This window comes from Sporolactobacillus terrae (genome assembly GCF_019930545.1).
Taxonomy (GTDB): domain Bacteria; phylum Bacillota; class Bacilli; order Bacillales; family Sporolactobacillaceae; genus Sporolactobacillus; species Sporolactobacillus terrae.
The window spans coordinates 2618493-2634389 of sequence record NZ_CP082837.1; the positions used below are offsets into that span (position 1 = coordinate 2618493).

Below are 15897 nucleotides of genomic sequence, written 5' to 3' on the forward strand. Positions count from 1 at the left end.
TCCCCTTGTTGAATTGTTTTATCTTTCTTTAACTGTGATCGTCTTCCATATTGAAAAATGAATGCGGTTGCGGTACGGTGGTAGGAAAAGGAGGGAGCTATGAATGGACAAAATAAAGCTGTTCACACTGGGAACGTTACTTGTTGTGCTTTTATGCCTGATAAGTCTTCTCGTATATAGGCCGTGGTCAAGTAACGCTGAGGTTGCCACCACTAAAAAGGGGCCTCAAGTTTCATCTGCACCTTACCAAGATAAGAGTAGTAATCTGCCCGGTTCTTATGGCCTTGATGTATTTATGAAAAAAACAAATAACAATCAAACGGTGATTACATCCGGTTTCGACCGATCGCATAATACGGATCCCAAAAATCTAATCGACGATCATTACTTTCAAAACTATCTATCTTTCATGGCAAACGAACCTGATCAGATCATTGATACTACAGTTGCAGGTCTGCTGTATGCTCTGTCTATCCGTCAAGACGAACTGAAACATGCCGATATTTATGCAGACATTTTATACCGTTGGAAAAGCAAAGACCTTTCACAACTTGCATCCGATAAACAAAAAATTCTTGATCTACAAGAATAAATACCGTCGAATCAATTGCCGATCCGACTCAATATTTGATCGTTGAAATTACGCAGAAGAAACTTCTCCATTTCACAAGAAAGATCACTTTGTGAAAAGTATGTATAAAAAAAAACGACCCGAGGATCGCCTATAATAAATCACCAAGTATTCAATCCATGTTCAGAGGGCCACTGAGTAGGATCATGATCTATGAAGCCAGACTGTAAATGATAATCTCCATCAGGATACTGCCAGCCAGAAACAAATATCTTTCCGTGAACGTCCCATGACGGTGTATATCCATAATTACCATTAGGAATCAAAATTTTGCAATCTTTTCCAATATATCCAAAATTATTCCCGTTATTATCATAAATATTTACCCCTTCATTAAGACCATATTTTGACCCATCAAGATACCGATATCCTGAACCATGTCTGTGAACATTAAAGTCATACGGTGGACATAATCTCATAATAAATCCTGCTCCATAAGTATAATCCCATGCCTCAGTTTCAAAATGATCTGAGCCAGCATCCCAAGCATAAAAATCAGGATAGTTGTCATTAGGAACAGTATTGTGTAAATCTCGAATACTGAAGCGAACGCCGTTTGAAGTCCATCCTTTCAGCCAGCATATCTGCCCAAAACGCGCTCTAATTTCTGAACCGTCAGTGGCGTGTAGCATACAATCCCATCCGGGCTGTCCTGAATACATAAGATAACAACGCATTTATATCACCTCAATTTATTTAAATTAGCAATGGTGAAATCACCACGCCATCATTATCCGTAAATATCCTTTGCTTCATCGACAATCGAATTTTATCGAAAGTTGATCAAACGATGCGACATGACGATGTAGAATGAAGAATTCGATCAGGGCGTTGTTCCTCTTTTGTTTCAATGATTAGACCTTTTGCTGATGCGCTTTCGACACCAGGCCAAATAAGCATTATCACACCTCCACTCGCGGCAAAGTTTTTTCTCTTTAATTCATGAATACCCCTTACCTTTCGGCATATACTGTTGTCTTACAGTTGAAGGTGTCGGTGGATAGGTTACACTTAATTGGACAGATATCATGTACACTTGGTTCAAATATACCAAGGGAGACCGGAAAAATGAAACGGGAACGGAGAAGCTTCTCAAAAGAGTTTAAAGAACAGATTGTCAGTTTACATGCTTCAGGAAAACCGAGACATGAAATCATCAAAGAATACGATCTCACGCCTTCGGCCTTTGATAAATGGATTCGTCAACACGAGACGAGCGGTTCCTTCAAGGAGCAAGACAACCGAACGCCTGAACAGGAAGAACTCATTCATTTAAGAAAAGAAAATCAACAACTGAGAATGGAGAATGATATTTTAAAACAAGCCGCACGGGTCTCGGGACGAAAGTAGATGTGATCCGTCAGAACCGTCACAAATACTCGGCAAGCGCAATGTGCGACGTCCTACAACTTTCTCGCAGTACGTACTATTACGAAGCTACAGCCCGTGAAGAACAAGAGCAAGTCCAGGAATTGACGCGTCAAGTGGTTCAAATCTTTAAAGACAGCCGGTCGATCTATGGACAGCGGAAAATCAAAAAAGAACTTGAGAAATCAGGGAAGCAGGTCTCACGGCGACGCATCGGGCGAATGATGAAAGAACAGGGGTTAGTCTCAAAATACACCATCGCTCAGTTTAAGCCGCATAAAACGGGTTGTAACGAATCTCCCGTTGGAAATACGTTGAATCGTCAATTCCATCAGGAGAAGGAACTGAAGGTTGTTGTCAGTGATCTGACCTATGTTCGCGTGCAGCAAAAATGGCATTATATCTGCGTGCTGGTTGACTTGTATAATCGCGAGATTATTGGCTATAGTTCGGGCCCAAATAAAGATGCCCGCTTAGTCTACCGTGCCTTCTCCACCGTAAAAAGCGATCTAAGCAGCTTTGAATTATTCCATACAGATCGAGGCAATGAGTTTAAGAACAAGCTCATTGACCAGGCGCTGGAAACATTTCACATCGGCCGCTCATTGAGTCACAAAGGGACGCCTTATGACAACGCCGCCCGCGAGGCTACGTTCAAGACGATTAAAACTGAGTTTATCAGTAACCGCGTTTTTCCTAACCAACAAGTACTTGATCTTGAATTATTTGACTATGTGAACTGGTTTAACAACATCCGAATACACGGTTCACTAGATTACCAGACACCGACTGAATACAAGTTGACACACCTTTAAAAAATTGTTCGATTTAGTGTTGACATACCAATTAGTAGAGTTTTACTGCTAAGGTTTGCTAAATAAATAATCAACCTTGTCGTGATAACCGTTTACCGAATTGGAATACCCAATAAAGGCTATATCTGGACAGGCTATTCCATGAGAATAAATAAATCAACCTAGTTGTATAAATTGCGCTTAGATCTTGCCAATGTGCTCTTACTGATCCCAGTCAACTCAACTACTTCTTTATAAGAGTGGTTTTCGAGTAATTGCATCGCATGAAGGATTTGCTGACGTCCATATTTCTTTAGGCTGTTACTTTTAATTTATTTTCGCGCATTCTTTAAATTATATTTTGCACCAAGAACTTCCTCCAATAAAAAAACCTGAAATTCTTTGTACGTCTAAAATTTTTCCGTCAAGTCCTTATCTATAGATTTGTTCTCCCGAATTTTTGAATCAATAAAAATCCAATGGAGAATCAATAGCAAATAAGCAATCACTTTTTATGTTGAAAATATTGTCTAAATATTTTTTAATATGATATTAGTCACAACTATTGAATTATTTTGTTGCGGATATTAGAATAAAGATGTTTTAAAAATACAACATTTTATGGGAGGTATAAGAATGTCAACTCAATTAAATGCTCTTTCCTTGGATTCTCTGTTAAATGAAGTGGCAAATGAAATTACTGATAAGGACGTAAACGAAGCGAAAGAAATGAGTAAAACAGTCGCGAAGAACGTTAATATCTTTCGTATGTTTGCTGCTGAACCAGAAAACAAATAAGCATGAAAAGTATCATGGTAACTCCAAATTTACCATGATACTTTTTTATTTTAAAGGAGGGACATTAATGCTCGATTTACTGGGACTAAAAGAAAACTTGAAAATAGTTCAAGTGTTATCCAAATCATACTGTACCAATCAAAATCTAATTAACTATCAAAATTTGAAGAAGGGGTACAGGAAATTTTTGAGCGAAATTCAACCTGATGTTCCTCATTCAAAAACAAATGAAATTAATTTTGTGGAGAGCAACGAATTAACTCGATCCCTCAGTAGTATATTTGGGGCTAAAAGTCTTTTAGATGATGTTGATTATGATCTAGGAGATAGCCAGAATAAATTTAATTATAAAAAAAACTTTGCTTTAAAAGAGACACATTCAGCAATGATTGAACTTGGGGAAAAATACAAATCCTTTAAATGGTTATTCAATCTTGCTATGGATTCTGTGTTCTACGCGCCCTCTCAATCCGCACAAGGCGGAACAACAAGTAACGCAGTTGGTGTGTTATGGGTGAATCCATCAGATAGGTGGAATAAAATAGATTACTATGAATTGTTAATTCATGAGCTATGCCATACAATGATTTTCCTATACGAACGGTGTTATGGTATTTTCACAAATAAAAATAAGCTAACTGATCCGGAGACATTTGCGGTGTCCGCCATTAGGGGGAAAAGAAGACCACTTGATAAAGCGTATCATAGTGCAATAGTTGCCACAGAAATACTAATGTTTCGAAAAAATATAATTGGAGATGTGGTACCACATGTACTTCATCCAGAGACAAACGATCTTATTTCTATGACTTTAGTCTCGCTGAAATCTATAAAATCCGTAGGCATTGAAAAAAAGATGTTAAATGAACGAGCGATTAAAATGTTAGATATTTGTTTATCGAAGTTAAAATTAGTGGGGGATGACATAAGCCATGTATGTTCTCACTAAAAGTGAAATTCTGAAAAATATTTATACTTTTTCTTATCCATATTTGGATGAAGATAAAAAATTAACTATCCCTGATTTAAAAAAGGGGTTTGCAAATTTTCTTTCTGAAGCAAACCAAGTTATATCAACTTCGACAAACTTGGAACTCCTTACTTCAGGAAAGAGATGGGAGTATTTAGTCCACACATTTAAACTCGATCAATGTGGGCAACCAAATGAGCAAAAAATGGATTTATTTTGTCTGAAAGTAAACTCAGCATTAGATTATCTAAAAAAAAACGATTCCGAATACTATGAAATATTTAGTATTGTGGTAAAAACTATATTTATTACTGATTCAGTTTCCATTGCAGGATCATCGTCTAGTCCTAATACCCTTGGGGTTATTTGGATACAGCCAAACAATAATTGGACAAAGCTTGATATTATTGAATCTTTAGTTCATGAGTTTACGCACAATGTTCTTTACTTAGACGAAAGTAGGTTCGGGCATTATATTCAACCAGAAAAATTAAATCAAAAGCAATACTGGTTACCTTCTGCGATAAGAGATACAAAAAGACCATTGGATGGGGTGGCGCATAGTATATTGGTTGCCACCGAAATTTTAAATTTACGAAAAAATTGGAACTATTCATTGGATAATAATTCTGTCCATGGAGAGAACAGTTCTTTATTACGCAAGGGATTATACTCCTTAACTGCGATTAACAGCCATGAGGCAGCCCGGGATATTCTAGGAGATCGTATGAAATACCTTTTAAAAAAAGCCTATGAATGGCTAAATAAAAACAGTGGAAAGAAAGTGAATTTATGATAGCGCATCCGTATAATATGAATTCAATAGATACCTTACCCGTTGTGAATATTTTAGGCACGGGTGTAAGGGGAGCGAAACAACTCACCTTGGAGGTGATAGATGTGATTCGCAAATCTTCAAAGGTTTTATTTTTTCCTTTTGAAAAAATAAACAAAAATTGGCTGGAAAACTTTTTGAATGTCCCTGATCCTGAAAATCTAGGTGACCTCTACAAAGAGGGGGCACGAGATCAAGATAACTATAGACGAATAACAGAAAGAATAGTAGAGAAGGCGCGGAATTTTGGAGATACAGCTGTTTTAGTACCAGGTCATCCACAAGTTGGGGTAAGTTGGATAAAAAATTTACAGAAACTAGAGGAAAAGGGAGAAATATACTTAAATAAATTCGATGGTATATCAAGCTTTGATACTATGATTAATGACTTGTCAAGAGATCCACTTGACTATGGGGCTGTAATACTGGATGCAAATAGGGCTTTACTTTATCAACTACATCTTGATCCTAGAATGGATTATTATGTGTACCATATATGCTCGGTTGGTAATGAACGGACGGAATATTCAAATCTTTCGCTGCATAATCATTTAAATCTATTTAAAAACTTCCTACTTAAAACATTTCCACCAGATCATAAAGTAAAATTAATTAGGTCAATTAATAAAAATGGAAAACAGGCTATAGTAACAAATTGCCCAATATCAGATCTGGAAAAGCTTAGTGACTTTATAACAGTTGATTCAAGTTTATTTATACCAGGAACACCCGTTGAAATAATTAATAATAAATTTTTAAATGTATTAGAAAAAAGCGAAGGATGAAATCATCCCTCGCTTTTTTCTTTCCGTGATTAATTACTCATCCGCTCTGACATCTTCAGGTTTAACAAGATAATTTTTGGAACCCATAACATATATAAACGAAATAAACAAAAGCCCACTAGATAAAGTGAAAACAAGTTGAACTCCGATTTTATCGGTGAGATATCCAAAAACCAAAGTGGCTATGCCATAAGACAATGAATACATCGCATCTTGAGCTGAATAAACTTGTGCCAATAAATCTGACTTGGTATTTGTTTGGATGAGCGTTTCAAAGGTCACATTTCTTAGCTGGTCGAAAATCCCAACTACAGCCGAAAAAATCAATGCAAGTAAAGGGAACGTATTCCATCCAAAGAGCATTGTAGCAATGCCAGTCATGAACAAGCCCACTAAAGAGACAACTTTTAAATGTTTATTTATATGGTCAGAAAGTCTAATACTGATTAAACCACCAACAATAAGGCCAGCAAAAAAGCTGAAATTTATAAATCCCCACCACGATTCATTGACCCGTAATGCCTGATGAACGAATACTAAAACAATGGCTGCCATCCAAACCACTGAGGCAATGGTTCCGATCATATCAGTAATACTGATGATACGTAAAACAGGCTTATGCCAAATAGCATGCCATCCTTCTCTCATTACTTCAAAATGCCCAACTGATGAATTATTTTTTCGGGAATTATTAATTGAAGTATCGATCTTAATCATGAACATAAAGATGGATGAAATAATGAACAGAAAAAAAGTCGTCCAAACTATATTTGCCCCACCTATAAGCGCTGCCAACATGCCTCCCAATGCCCATCCACTTAAATTAATAGATTGATCTAATATCGACAAAAAGCCATTAGCATTTACCAACCTATCCCGGTCTATAAGCATTGGAACCATGGCATTTCTGGCAGGTGATGCCCAACCATCAAGAAAGCTGATACAAGCAACAAAAAAGAACACGACAAGAAAATTCGGTCCAAAAAGATGGAGGGTTAAAGTAAGCGCCATAAAAAATAAAAAGAGGGTCTTACCAATTTGTGAGCTAACTAAAGTACCTTTTAAGCCCAATTTATTCAGAATTAGTGGAGCCAAAATGCCGCTGATAAATCTTATGACTGTAGTTAAAAAAGGAATGACAGTCATAAGAATAGCTGATTTGGTAACAACATAGACGACAGTCATCAATCCGACAATATAAAATACATCTCCACAATTGGCCAAAGATTGCCCAATCCAAAGAAATCTAAACGAATATTTTTTTGTCATTATCTAATTCCTTTCTGTTCTAAATGTAGCTCAAAAGAATGAGTAAATTAGCGTATATACTCACCGCTGTAGCTATTTAACAGACAAGTTATTATAACAATGACAATTCACATATTTTAATCACTCCGCAATATATATACGACAATACAAATATTATAATTTACGTGATTAGAAAAATCCATTTTTTGCACCCCAATATATTGAGTTATCATGAACAAAACTAGCCCCCTTGATTGTAGAATCGTGGATTAAATGGGGAAAAATGAAAGAGACTTTCAAATCCTCAAACAGAGCCATCATACGAAAGGGAGCTAGCACGCGGTTGCGGTTGCCGAAGAAGGAAGAAACCAGCCCCAGTACATCGCGATGATTCCTTATCGACCAGAAGCGATTCGGAAACAAATGAGCCGATTAGGGGATCCGAGCCAGTTGCGTGTCTGCTACGAGGCCGGACCCACCGGATATGGTCTTTATCGTTTACTTCAAGGCGATGGATATTTATTGCGAAGTCATTGCTCCGTCCCTGATTCCGCAAAAGCCGGGTAATCGTGTCAAAACAGATCGACGTGATGCTCTGCAGCTGGCAAAATTATATCGAGCAGGTGAACTCACCCCTATTTATGTTCCCAGTGAAGACGATGAAGCACTCCGTGATCTCGTCCGTGCACGGGAAGATGTCAAAGAAGATGAATTGCGCGCGAAGCATCGGCTTACGAAGTTTCTTTTGCGGAACGAAATCAAAGAACCTAGTGGAGTACGAAAGTGGACCCGAGCGTACAAAGATTGGCTCGATAAACTTTCGTTCGAGAAAAGCGCCTCTTTGGTAGTTTTTCAGGAATACTTGCACACACTCAAAGACATTGAACTTCGCTTAAATCGTTTAGAAAAGGAAATTGAGCGTCAAGCAAAAGAAGGACACCATGCGTCGATGATTCAGGCGCTTCAAGTTTTTCGTGGCATTTCAATCATCACAGCCACAAGCCTTGTAGCGGAAATAGGATCATTTCAGAGATTTCAGACTGCGCGACAGTTCATGGCTTATACCGGGCTCATCCCTAGCGAGCACTCGAGTGGCGAATCCCGGCGACAGGGGAAAATCACAAAAACAGGTAATCGTCATGTTCGACGGCTGCTCATTGAATCCGCATGGAGTTATCGTTATCAGCCGGCCGTTAAGGGTGCTTTGAAAAAGCGTCAAGAAAATCAACCGCCACAGCTTTTAGGCATTGCTTGGAAAGCACAGACGCGCTTGCACACAAAGTATTTCCGTTTAATGGGAAGAGGTAAGGAAGCAGGAAAAGTAGTGACGGCGATCGCACGGGAACTCGCTGGGTTTGTTTGGGCACTCACGCAACAGCTTGACGAACCGAAAACGGTCACTCTCAATGAGGAGCGCACTGCATGACCTTTGACAGGGAGCCTCTGTGGGCGCTGTTTTCCCGCAAAAGGTGGCCAGCTTGAGTTTTGCACGGCTTCCCAGCCTACCACGCCCACCTCTCCCTGTCAAAGGGTGCTCGTATCTTGTTTCGTTGTAGAAAAAATAAAAGAAGAGAAGGACTTGAGAATAGGGCTGGAAGGCAAAGATGAAAACCGTAAGGGATAACGCACGACTTACACATGTGCTCGCTTGAATTGAGGTGAATGCACGAAACGAGTTCGTGACAGATCCTGAGACGGAACGATAAAATGTGAAAACCCACGGATATCAGTATACTCATCGGCGAGGAGATTTTTGCCTTCGAGCCGTGCGCTCGAATCGCTCTAGAAAGTATTCGTTCATAAAAAAAGAAGGTGAATTCAAAAGAGACGCAGTGGAGTGATGGAGTTGAAAGAAAAAAAGAAGCCCAAGAGCTTCTCTTCTTAAAGTTGGAATAAAACAGCTGATCCAATCCAATGTAGTGGGGGTATTGACAGTTTTGTTCATATCAGTGTAATTGATCCAACAATCAACTCATAAACGATTGTTTTTGAGACGTTTTTCTTTTTGTCATAAGTTACAGCTATTTCGTTGAATCTTATGTATTAAAACATTGCTCATAAACTATATCTCTATAACCATTATTAAAGTCAGAAGGTGGTTTTTTATTATGGAATCTTATGTCTATGGTTATGCTCGAGTAAGTACACGTCAACAGGATTTAGCACGACAACTTGACTTACTAAAAAAATATAATTGTAATGACTCAACTTTCGCAGAGTAAAAATCCGAAATAGCCCTTGATATAACGTGCTTTGTAGCCTATTCATTACACTCCTTGACAAAATAGAAAGACACCTCAATTTTTAGTATAGTGATATTGACGAAATACACGACCAAAAAGAAGAGGTGCCCTCTATATGATAGCGAAAAAAGGTCAAAATAATCAACTGCCATCAGAAATAAAAGTGAATTTTAATGAGTTGAGAATTCTAAAACATTTACGTCAGGCAGGAATTCAAAAATCCTTCGGCTTTTCCAGTGGTTATCCTTTCCAGCTTATTTTTCGCCTGATCTTTACCCAAAGAAATTGGTATCGTTTACTGGAGAGTAATAAAGCTGATGGCTTACCAGGCAAGGATGCTGTTTATCGTTTTTTAAACTACCCGAAGTTTGCCTGGCGCCGCTTCCTGACTGCATTAAGCGTATTCACAATTATGAAAGTCAGTCGTTTGACGAGCGTCTGCCACACTAAAGTACTCATTCTGGATGATTCATCTTTTTATCGCGACCGCAGTAAGCGCGTCGAACATTTGGCTCATTGTTTTGACCATGCCAAGAGAAGACACTACAAAGGATTTCGTATGCTGACATTGGGATGGTCAGACGGATCAACGTTCCTGCCCATTGATTTTTCACTCCTTAGTTCAAGCAAAGAGAAGGCAAAAATTAACGATATCGATTCGACGATTGACAAGCGTTGTTCCGGCTATAAAAGGCGAATTGAAGCTTTACAAACAGCTCCTGAACAAATACCTGGCATGGTTAAACGAGCCTTGTCGAACGGAATTGATGCGTCCTATGTTCTGATGGACAGCTGGTTTACCCAACAACCTTTGATCAAGGCTTTGACCGATCAAGGTATCGATGTTATTGGTATGGTGAAACCAACGAATCAGCGCTATCGAGTAGGCTCTCAATGGGTTGGATTAAGAACGCTGTATCGACTGTCGAAGCCCGTAACCAGTCACAAAGAAATTTTACGTTCTATTCGTACCACAATGGCTAATGGAGTCCCGGTCAAAGTTGTGTTCGTTCAAAACCGCAATAAACAAAGTGAATGGCTAGCCATCTTAAGTACCGACTGCACACTTACAGAACGGAAATCATTCGTACGTACGGCATGAGATGGGACATTGAATTATTTTTTAAAGCAACGAAGTCATTTCTTAAGCTTCAAAAAGAGTTCCAAGGCAGATCGTACGATCTGCTGATTAGCCACACAACCATTGTCTTTACAAGGTTTATTCTCCTGTCTTGGCAAAACCGTTGCAGTACAGATAATCGAACTCTTGGTGGTATGTTTTATGAACTCTGTGACGAAATGAATGAACTGGATTGGGCTGTAGCACTGACGCAGCTCATGGATATTCTTCATGACGCCCTAACAAAAACAAAAAAATCAATCAAAAGATGGGTTACTTGTCAACTGACACAATGGATTGAGAGCTTACCCAACTATATCAAGGTTTATCTGCCCAAATTAGGGTGGGAAAGTTGAGTATAAATTGCTCCATATGGAGTAAACAATTTATTCACTTTGTACCTTTTCTAGTATTATATCAACAAAAGCGCCTGCAATAACTTGGCCTTCCTCATCTGAATAATACGGTACATCCATTCCCATAGAACCTCTAAGAGCCTGTCGGATAGCCCAATAATCATTGTCACCGATCATTATTTTCTCTGCATTATTTCGCAGAGCGGACTCGCTACTGTTAAATCTATTTTGGTAAAAATCACTGAATCTCGAGTAAAAACTCCGCTCTCGTTATATTCATTAACTGCCGTTAAAATGGGCTTAGTTCTATACATTTTTAGTATATTTGCAATGTTTATTGCATCAATATCTGCTAATAAATCCGAGTAACTAAAATTACTTTTTAAAATTTTTGATCCAATATAATCACGTGCGGCCTGATACGTTCGCTCGTTTAGATTTCCAGTGTACTTATTTTTTTCCCTGTTTTCAAAAATATTTGCTGTTGCTGTAAAGAGATTCCCACCCCATCCCGCAAAGTCTGTTGTCGAATCAGCGACAACGGGAAGACTATTATAAAGTAATGCAGATATTGCAGCCAAAAGATGTGGTGATAATTCGCATCTTCAATATTTTCATCGGCGTATTCAAGAGCTAGTAGTTGAATCTGACCAAATGGCGTCCCTTCCTAGGGGCGCCTTCTATTTGTTGGATAATTGCCACTATGGTAGTGTACTCTTTATAATAGATTTATTTTTTTAGGGAGGCTTGTATCCGTGAAGAGGATTTTCTCTATTGTCTCAATCATTAGCATGGTATTATTTGGACTGACTGTGAGCTCAGCCAATGGTGAAGGGTGGACCCGAACAAGTGTAATAACTCCAGATGGAAAGCTGCTTCTTCCTGCTTCAGAAAGCCATGAAAATCTGCCGCAGCGGGCCTGGAAAGAGCATGCATACAAGGATGCTTGGTATTCCTTCTCACTCACGTTAGACTACCCTCACTATAAGAATCAAGTGGCATATAAGGACAAGTCTGCGGCAAAGCAAACATTGCGCCGAGCAAAGACGTATCTGGACGAAGTGACCGTTAAAGGTCATGACTTTTCGGCTGCGAGCGACTTGCAACGCGATCCATCTTGGGAAAAATTTGGCGAAAATCTCGCAAAATTACAGAATCGGGATTTTGGAGAATCTGAGATTTTAAATGATCTAAACAATGCCGGTGCTTTGTTTCTTCAAGTTCAACGTTATGATGATGAACCATCCCTCCGTTACCTTTACGAGATCATCTCTGATCTAAGTCGTAAGCTAAACGGTGGTTCAAAGTTCTATGGTATCACTCGTACTTATGGCAATAAATCTGAAGCCATCCACAGCTACCTGGAATCAAAACTAGACTAAATTTTAGGCGTGTTCAAATTGAGTGAAAAGATCGCATCACTCTTTCTCCACCTTAGAATTTTTTGGTATGGCTTTGACTTTCATTTGATTTACTTCATACGATAGACATTAGAAATGAGCATGATTGTTGTGCATTAAATAAAAACGCGACGATTGTCATCCCTTTTGAACATCGATTTTATCTGGGAGAAAGGAGTATCAATAGTAAATGCTTGTCGCTCAGTTATTGACAGAATTAAAAAGAGCCATAACTTTTAGGAATCTTTTCGTTTGGATAACTATTATTGCATTATTACCTCTCGTAACATTCGGCATAAAAATGCACGGATACGTTTTTTTAAAACCTTTAGATGTTTTTTTCGCAATGCTTGATGGGTTTATTCCGTTATTATTTCCCATTTTAGTCATTGTCATTTATTTGATTAGTTTTTCTCAAGAGCAAAAAAATCATTTTATTTTGTTTACGCGGCCCAGAATCCCTTTAAATATTTATATTCTGAGTAAAGGGCTAATTAATGGATTCCTAACCGGTGCCGTAATCTTCTTTATGGTTTTTCTCTCGTTTCTTTTTGCTCTGTATATTGAACCTCATTTAAAACTCATTGATTATTCAACCATGTCTACAATGTATCGAGGAGAAGGTCGAGTGGTAACATTTTCGCAAGTTTTATCACTTGGTTCATTTACATATGGCGTATGCTATTCCCTTTGGGTATCAATAAACGCAATCGTATACGCAACACTAGCGTTTTTACTGATGCTGTTGATTAAGTCCACTTTTTTGGCATTATCAGCTCCGTTCCTCTTTTACCATGTTTTCAACTTTGTAACTGGTGTATTCGGTGTTCCACAATTTTCACCTATTAGTACGCTATTTCCGTTTAACATTGAACAGCAGCCCCTATGGACGGTACTACTGCCCTTTATATTTCTTCTTTTTGTTCTCTGTGTTCTCTTTTTCACCGCCATTCGTCATCAAGAAGATTGGATGATATAAAACGATGAGAAAATTAAAATTAATGATGGCAGCGTACTGCAAGTATGTAATAGATTTTAAATGGATACTATTAGGGGTGCTTATTTATTTATATGCCTCAGTAATAAAAAGACAGATAACATATAACGCTTCTCTTTCTCATACAACAATGAACAGTTGGGATGTTACCCTTAATTTGCTAAATGATATTTATCTGATTCTTTATTTTATCATTCCTCTTCTATTACTGATCTCTACGGTCACAATTTTGGTAGATTTTAATGATCAATCCTTAATTCGATTTGGATCAATGAAGCATTGGATCATTCAATCATTGCGAAAATTTTGGTGGAATATCTCGCCTCTTCTACTAATATGGGGGTTTTTATCTCTGTATATCACTATCGGAATCCATTTTTCTTGGCATTGGAGCCGCTTTAGCCAATTAAATTCTAGTTACCTCAATAAGTTCATTGATTTTTTTCAAACACCACTCACGTCGTTTATTTTTAACTTAGTATTTTTAATTCTAGTGTTTTCTTTGTTACATCTGATTTTATCTATATTATTTGTTCTGTCGAGGAACAAACATTTAATTTTATTGATTTGTTCAGTAATTTTTTTGGGTGGGATTGTAGGTTATAAATTATTACCTAGCAAATATGGGTATCTTTCCCTCTCTTCCTATTTTTCTCTTATACAGTCTATTGAGTCATTAAAATCACCATTTTTAAGTATAAACGTCATCCTAATCGTATTTCTTCTATACTATTTGTTTTTACAGATTCTTGACTTAAATAAGAGGTACATATTTTCAATAATCAAGCCATACTCTTTCGTGCTTATCTACTCGGTTTTATGTTTAATGGGGATTTTCTCAACCGCTCGTTTGCTTCATTCAAGTCAATATACCGTCATTGATTTCTTAGTGTTGTCTTTTAAAGGTGTGCGTTCAGAGGATTTTATGCTCTTTCCTTTCTTTTATTATTCAATTGTATTTTTTGGTTTTGTTTATTTGATGAATCGTAACATTGGTAAGGAAATGGTCTTGATGAGCTATTATAAAATGATTCGTTTCAGGAGTGTAACCAAATGGTTCTGGAGCTGGTTCTATGTGGTATTAATAAAAATCATTGGCTTCCTTTTCTATTTGGCTGGTATTTCCCTATGGATCGCCACCTTAATGCAAACGAAGATTAACTTTCATGCAACGATATATCGAAACACATTAATAGAAATTATATACCAATTTTTTATCAATGGGTTTTTACAACTTGTATTTTATCTACTTATTTTATTTATTATTTTATGGATTAGTAAAGAACCAACATATGGTTTGATTACGATAAGTATCTTCATGCTGTTCCTGTTGCCTGAAATGAATCCGGGAGGCTTTGTTCCTGTCGGATTAAATGGTTTCGGCTATTTACAAAATTATTCACCACTTCGTATAACGATTATCTTATTACTCGCCAATTTTTTTGCGTATTTAATTGTTGTGTATTTATTTAAATCAAAAAAGGCTAACTTATAGGAGGAACCACGTAATGTCTGTTATCTCGCTAAAAAAAGTAAGTAAAAGTTTTAAGAAAAATATTTTATTAAAACAAGTTGACTTAGAAATTGAGAAAGGACATATATACGGAATTGTTGGTCCAAATGGATCTGGCAAGACCGTATTATTTAAAATGATCTGTGGATTTATTTTTCCAGATGAAGGGTCAATCTTTGTCAACGGATCAGAAATAGGAAAGGAAATAAGATTTCCTGAAAACTTAGGGATCGTTATTGATCAGCCCGGCTATATTGCAAACAAAACCGGCTTTCAAAACTTAAAGGAATTATCTTTAATACAGGGTAAAATTGATGATCAAAAGATCATTGAAACGATGAGTCTTGTTGGCCTTGACGCTCATTACAAACAAAAAACAAAAAACTATTCTTTAGGCATGAAACAAAAATTAGCTATTTGTCAGGCTATTATGGAAGATCAACAGATTCTTATTTTAGATGAGCCGTTTAATTCCTTAGATAAAAAAAGTGTAGAAATTATGCACCGTTTATTATTGAAGTTCAAGGAAGAGGGGCGAACCATTTTACTTACTAGTCATAATCAAACAGATATTCACGCACTTTGCGATTTTGTTTATCAAATTAATCAATGCAAATTAGAAAAAATTTAGTTTCCACACGCATTTCTGTTTTTTATATTAAAAAAGTGTCCAAATCCACTGATATTAATGGCATTTGGACACCTTTTCTCTTACTGACTTTCCAAACATCGTTATTTTATACCGATGTCTATTTTTGATTTTTGAAGGTTGATGATTCTTTGTTTTCAATCAATGATTGTATCTCCAAGTTTCATTTGCAAATGCGAGCTGCTTTTGG

The 15897-nt window shown here is 37.4% G+C and carries 17 protein-coding genes and 1 pseudogene; 13 read left to right on the forward strand and 5 right to left on the reverse strand.

All coding sequences use genetic code 11. The features are described from left to right. Window positions 1-103 precede the first annotated feature (103 nt). Window positions 104-592: a hypothetical protein gene (locus K7399_RS12475; RefSeq protein ID WP_028978079.1), complete on the forward strand. Its 489-nt coding sequence runs from the start codon at window positions 104-106 to the stop codon at window positions 590-592. A 140-nt stretch (window positions 593-732) separates the two neighbouring features. Here K7399_RS12475 and K7399_RS12480 read toward each other — a convergent pair whose 3' ends face one another. Next, window positions 733-1263: a hypothetical protein gene (locus K7399_RS12480; protein WP_223362324.1), complete on the reverse strand. Its 531-nt coding sequence runs from the start codon at window positions 1261-1263 to the stop codon at window positions 733-735. 436 nt (window positions 1264-1699) lie between these two features. On the opposite strand from K7399_RS12480, the gene K7399_RS12485 reads away from it, so the two are divergent. After that, a protein-coding gene (locus tag K7399_RS12485; RefSeq protein ID WP_223362325.1) for an IS3 family transposase occupies window positions 1700-2814 on the forward strand; the annotation gives its coding sequence in 2 pieces (ribosomal slippage) (window positions 1700-1952 and window positions 1952-2814; 1116 coding nt in all). A 161-nt stretch (window positions 2815-2975) separates the two neighbouring features. Here K7399_RS12485 and K7399_RS12490 read toward each other — a convergent pair. After that, window positions 2976-3074 (reverse strand): hypothetical protein, encoded by a 99-nt coding sequence (locus tag K7399_RS12490; RefSeq protein WP_338061688.1) that lies wholly within the window; start codon window positions 3072-3074, stop codon window positions 2976-2978. 355 nt (window positions 3075-3429) lie between these two features. Between K7399_RS12490 and K7399_RS12495 the strand changes: the two genes are divergently transcribed. The 4 genes from K7399_RS12495 to K7399_RS12510 all read left to right on the forward strand — a co-directional run bounded on the left by K7399_RS12495 (window position 3430) and on the right by K7399_RS12510 (window position 6181). Further along, window positions 3430-3591 carry a hypothetical protein gene (locus K7399_RS12495; protein WP_223362326.1) on the forward strand — a complete coding sequence of 54 codons (162 nt, stop codon included), beginning with the start codon at window positions 3430-3432 and terminating at the stop codon, window positions 3589-3591. A 67-nt stretch (window positions 3592-3658) separates the two neighbouring features. Further along, window positions 3659-4540, forward strand: coding sequence for an aKG-HExxH-type peptide beta-hydroxylase (locus K7399_RS12500; RefSeq protein WP_223362327.1), 882 nt, complete (start codon window positions 3659-3661; stop codon window positions 4538-4540). Beyond that, window positions 4524-5357, forward strand: a complete 834-nt coding sequence (locus K7399_RS12505; RefSeq protein ID WP_223362328.1) for an aKG-HExxH-type peptide beta-hydroxylase — start codon at window positions 4524-4526, stop codon at window positions 5355-5357. Before K7399_RS12500 ends, K7399_RS12505 begins: the two co-directional genes overlap by 17 nt. Then, window positions 5354-6181, forward strand: coding sequence for an SAM-dependent methyltransferase (locus K7399_RS12510; protein ID WP_223362329.1), 828 nt, complete (start codon window positions 5354-5356; stop codon window positions 6179-6181). Before K7399_RS12505 ends, K7399_RS12510 begins: the two co-directional genes overlap by 4 nt. 33 nt (window positions 6182-6214) lie before the next feature. Here the strand turns inward: K7399_RS12510 and K7399_RS12515 are convergent, their stop codons facing one another. Next, window positions 6215-7450, reverse strand: a complete 1236-nt coding sequence (locus K7399_RS12515; RefSeq protein ID WP_152080804.1) for an MFS transporter — start codon at window positions 7448-7450, stop codon at window positions 6215-6217. Window positions 7451-7883: 433 nt separating this feature from the next. Between K7399_RS12515 and K7399_RS12520 the strand changes: the two genes are divergently transcribed. The 3 genes and pseudogenes from K7399_RS12520 (at window position 7884) to K7399_RS12530 (ending at window position 11148) form a co-directional block, all read left to right on the forward strand. Beyond that, on the forward strand, window positions 7884-8855 hold the full coding sequence (locus K7399_RS12520) for an IS110 family RNA-guided transposase (protein WP_223362330.1): 972 nt from the start codon (window positions 7884-7886) through the stop codon (window positions 8853-8855). A gap of 682 nt (window positions 8856-9537) precedes the next feature. After that, a complete protein-coding gene (locus tag K7399_RS12525) occupies window positions 9538-9651 on the forward strand; it encodes a recombinase family protein (protein ID WP_223362331.1) in 114 nt (37 codons plus the stop codon). Window positions 9652-9787: 136 nt separating this feature from the next. Next, window positions 9788-11148, forward strand: a pseudogene (locus tag K7399_RS12530) (IS4 family transposase). Between the two features lie 30 nt (window positions 11149-11178). Here the strand turns inward: K7399_RS12530 and K7399_RS12535 are convergent. Both K7399_RS12535 and K7399_RS12540 read right to left on the reverse strand, forming a co-directional pair. Beyond that, window positions 11179-11325 (reverse strand): hypothetical protein, encoded by a 147-nt coding sequence (locus K7399_RS12535; protein ID WP_176557809.1) that lies wholly within the window; start codon window positions 11323-11325, stop codon window positions 11179-11181. Further along, window positions 11325-11729, reverse strand: a complete 405-nt coding sequence (locus tag K7399_RS12540) for a hypothetical protein (protein ID WP_139692245.1) — start codon at window positions 11727-11729, stop codon at window positions 11325-11327. The genes K7399_RS12535 and K7399_RS12540 overlap by 1 nt, the downstream gene beginning before the upstream one ends. A 174-nt stretch (window positions 11730-11903) precedes the next feature. On the opposite strand from K7399_RS12540, the gene K7399_RS12545 reads away from it, so the two are divergent. The 4 genes from K7399_RS12545 (at window position 11904) to K7399_RS12560 (ending at window position 15689) form a co-directional block, all read left to right on the forward strand. Further along, window positions 11904-12530 (forward strand): hypothetical protein, encoded by a 627-nt coding sequence (locus K7399_RS12545; RefSeq protein ID WP_223362332.1) that lies wholly within the window; start codon window positions 11904-11906, stop codon window positions 12528-12530. Between the two features lie 208 nt (window positions 12531-12738). Beyond that, window positions 12739-13527: an ABC transporter permease gene (locus K7399_RS12550; protein WP_223362333.1), complete on the forward strand. Its 789-nt coding sequence runs from the start codon at window positions 12739-12741 to the stop codon at window positions 13525-13527. A gap of 844 nt (window positions 13528-14371) precedes the next feature. Continuing rightward, window positions 14372-15040 carry a hypothetical protein gene (locus tag K7399_RS12555; RefSeq protein ID WP_223362334.1) on the forward strand — a complete coding sequence of 223 codons (669 nt, stop codon included), beginning with the start codon at window positions 14372-14374 and terminating at the stop codon, window positions 15038-15040. Window positions 15041-15053: 13 nt separating this feature from the next. Beyond that, window positions 15054-15689, forward strand: coding sequence for an ABC transporter ATP-binding protein (locus K7399_RS12560; protein ID WP_152080808.1), 636 nt, complete (start codon window positions 15054-15056; stop codon window positions 15687-15689). The last annotated feature ends 208 nt before the right edge of the window (window positions 15690-15897 follow it).

Bases quoted from the DNA above. Each gene is read 5' to 3' on its own strand.
- K7399_RS12525 (WP_223362331.1), top strand. From the start codon at position 9,538: ATGGAATCTTATGTCTATGGTTATGCTCGAGTAAGTACACGTCAACAG.
- K7399_RS12560 (WP_152080808.1), top strand. From the start codon at position 15,054: ATGTCTGTTATCTCGCTAAAAAAAGTAAGTAAAAGTTTTAAGAAAAAT.
- K7399_RS12550 (WP_223362333.1), top strand. From the start codon at position 12,739: ATGCTTGTCGCTCAGTTATTGACAGAATTAAAAAGAGCCATAACTTTT.
- K7399_RS12495 (WP_223362326.1), top strand. From the start codon at position 3,430: ATGTCAACTCAATTAAATGCTCTTTCCTTGGATTCTCTGTTAAATGAA.
- K7399_RS12500 (WP_223362327.1), top strand. From the start codon at position 3,659: ATGCTCGATTTACTGGGACTAAAAGAAAACTTGAAAATAGTTCAAGTG.
- K7399_RS12505 (WP_223362328.1), top strand. From the start codon at position 4,524: ATGTATGTTCTCACTAAAAGTGAAATTCTGAAAAATATTTATACTTTT.
- K7399_RS12555 (WP_223362334.1), top strand. From the start codon at position 14,372: ATGGGGATTTTCTCAACCGCTCGTTTGCTTCATTCAAGTCAATATACC.
- K7399_RS12480 (WP_223362324.1), bottom strand. From the start codon at position 1,263: ATGCTACACGCCACTGACGGTTCAGAAATTAGAGCGCGTTTTGGGCAG.
- K7399_RS12535 (WP_176557809.1), bottom strand. From the start codon at position 11,325: ATGATCGGTGACAATGATTATTGGGCTATCCGACAGGCTCTTAGAGGT.
- K7399_RS12515 (WP_152080804.1), bottom strand. From the start codon at position 7,450: ATGACAAAAAAATATTCGTTTAGATTTCTTTGGATTGGGCAATCTTTG.
- K7399_RS12490 (WP_338061688.1), bottom strand. From the start codon at position 3,074: ATGCAATTACTCGAAAACCACTCTTATAAAGAAGTAGTTGAGTTGACT.
- K7399_RS12510 (WP_223362329.1), top strand. From the start codon at position 5,354: ATGATAGCGCATCCGTATAATATGAATTCAATAGATACCTTACCCGTT.
- K7399_RS12475 (WP_028978079.1), top strand. From the start codon at position 104: ATGGACAAAATAAAGCTGTTCACACTGGGAACGTTACTTGTTGTGCTT.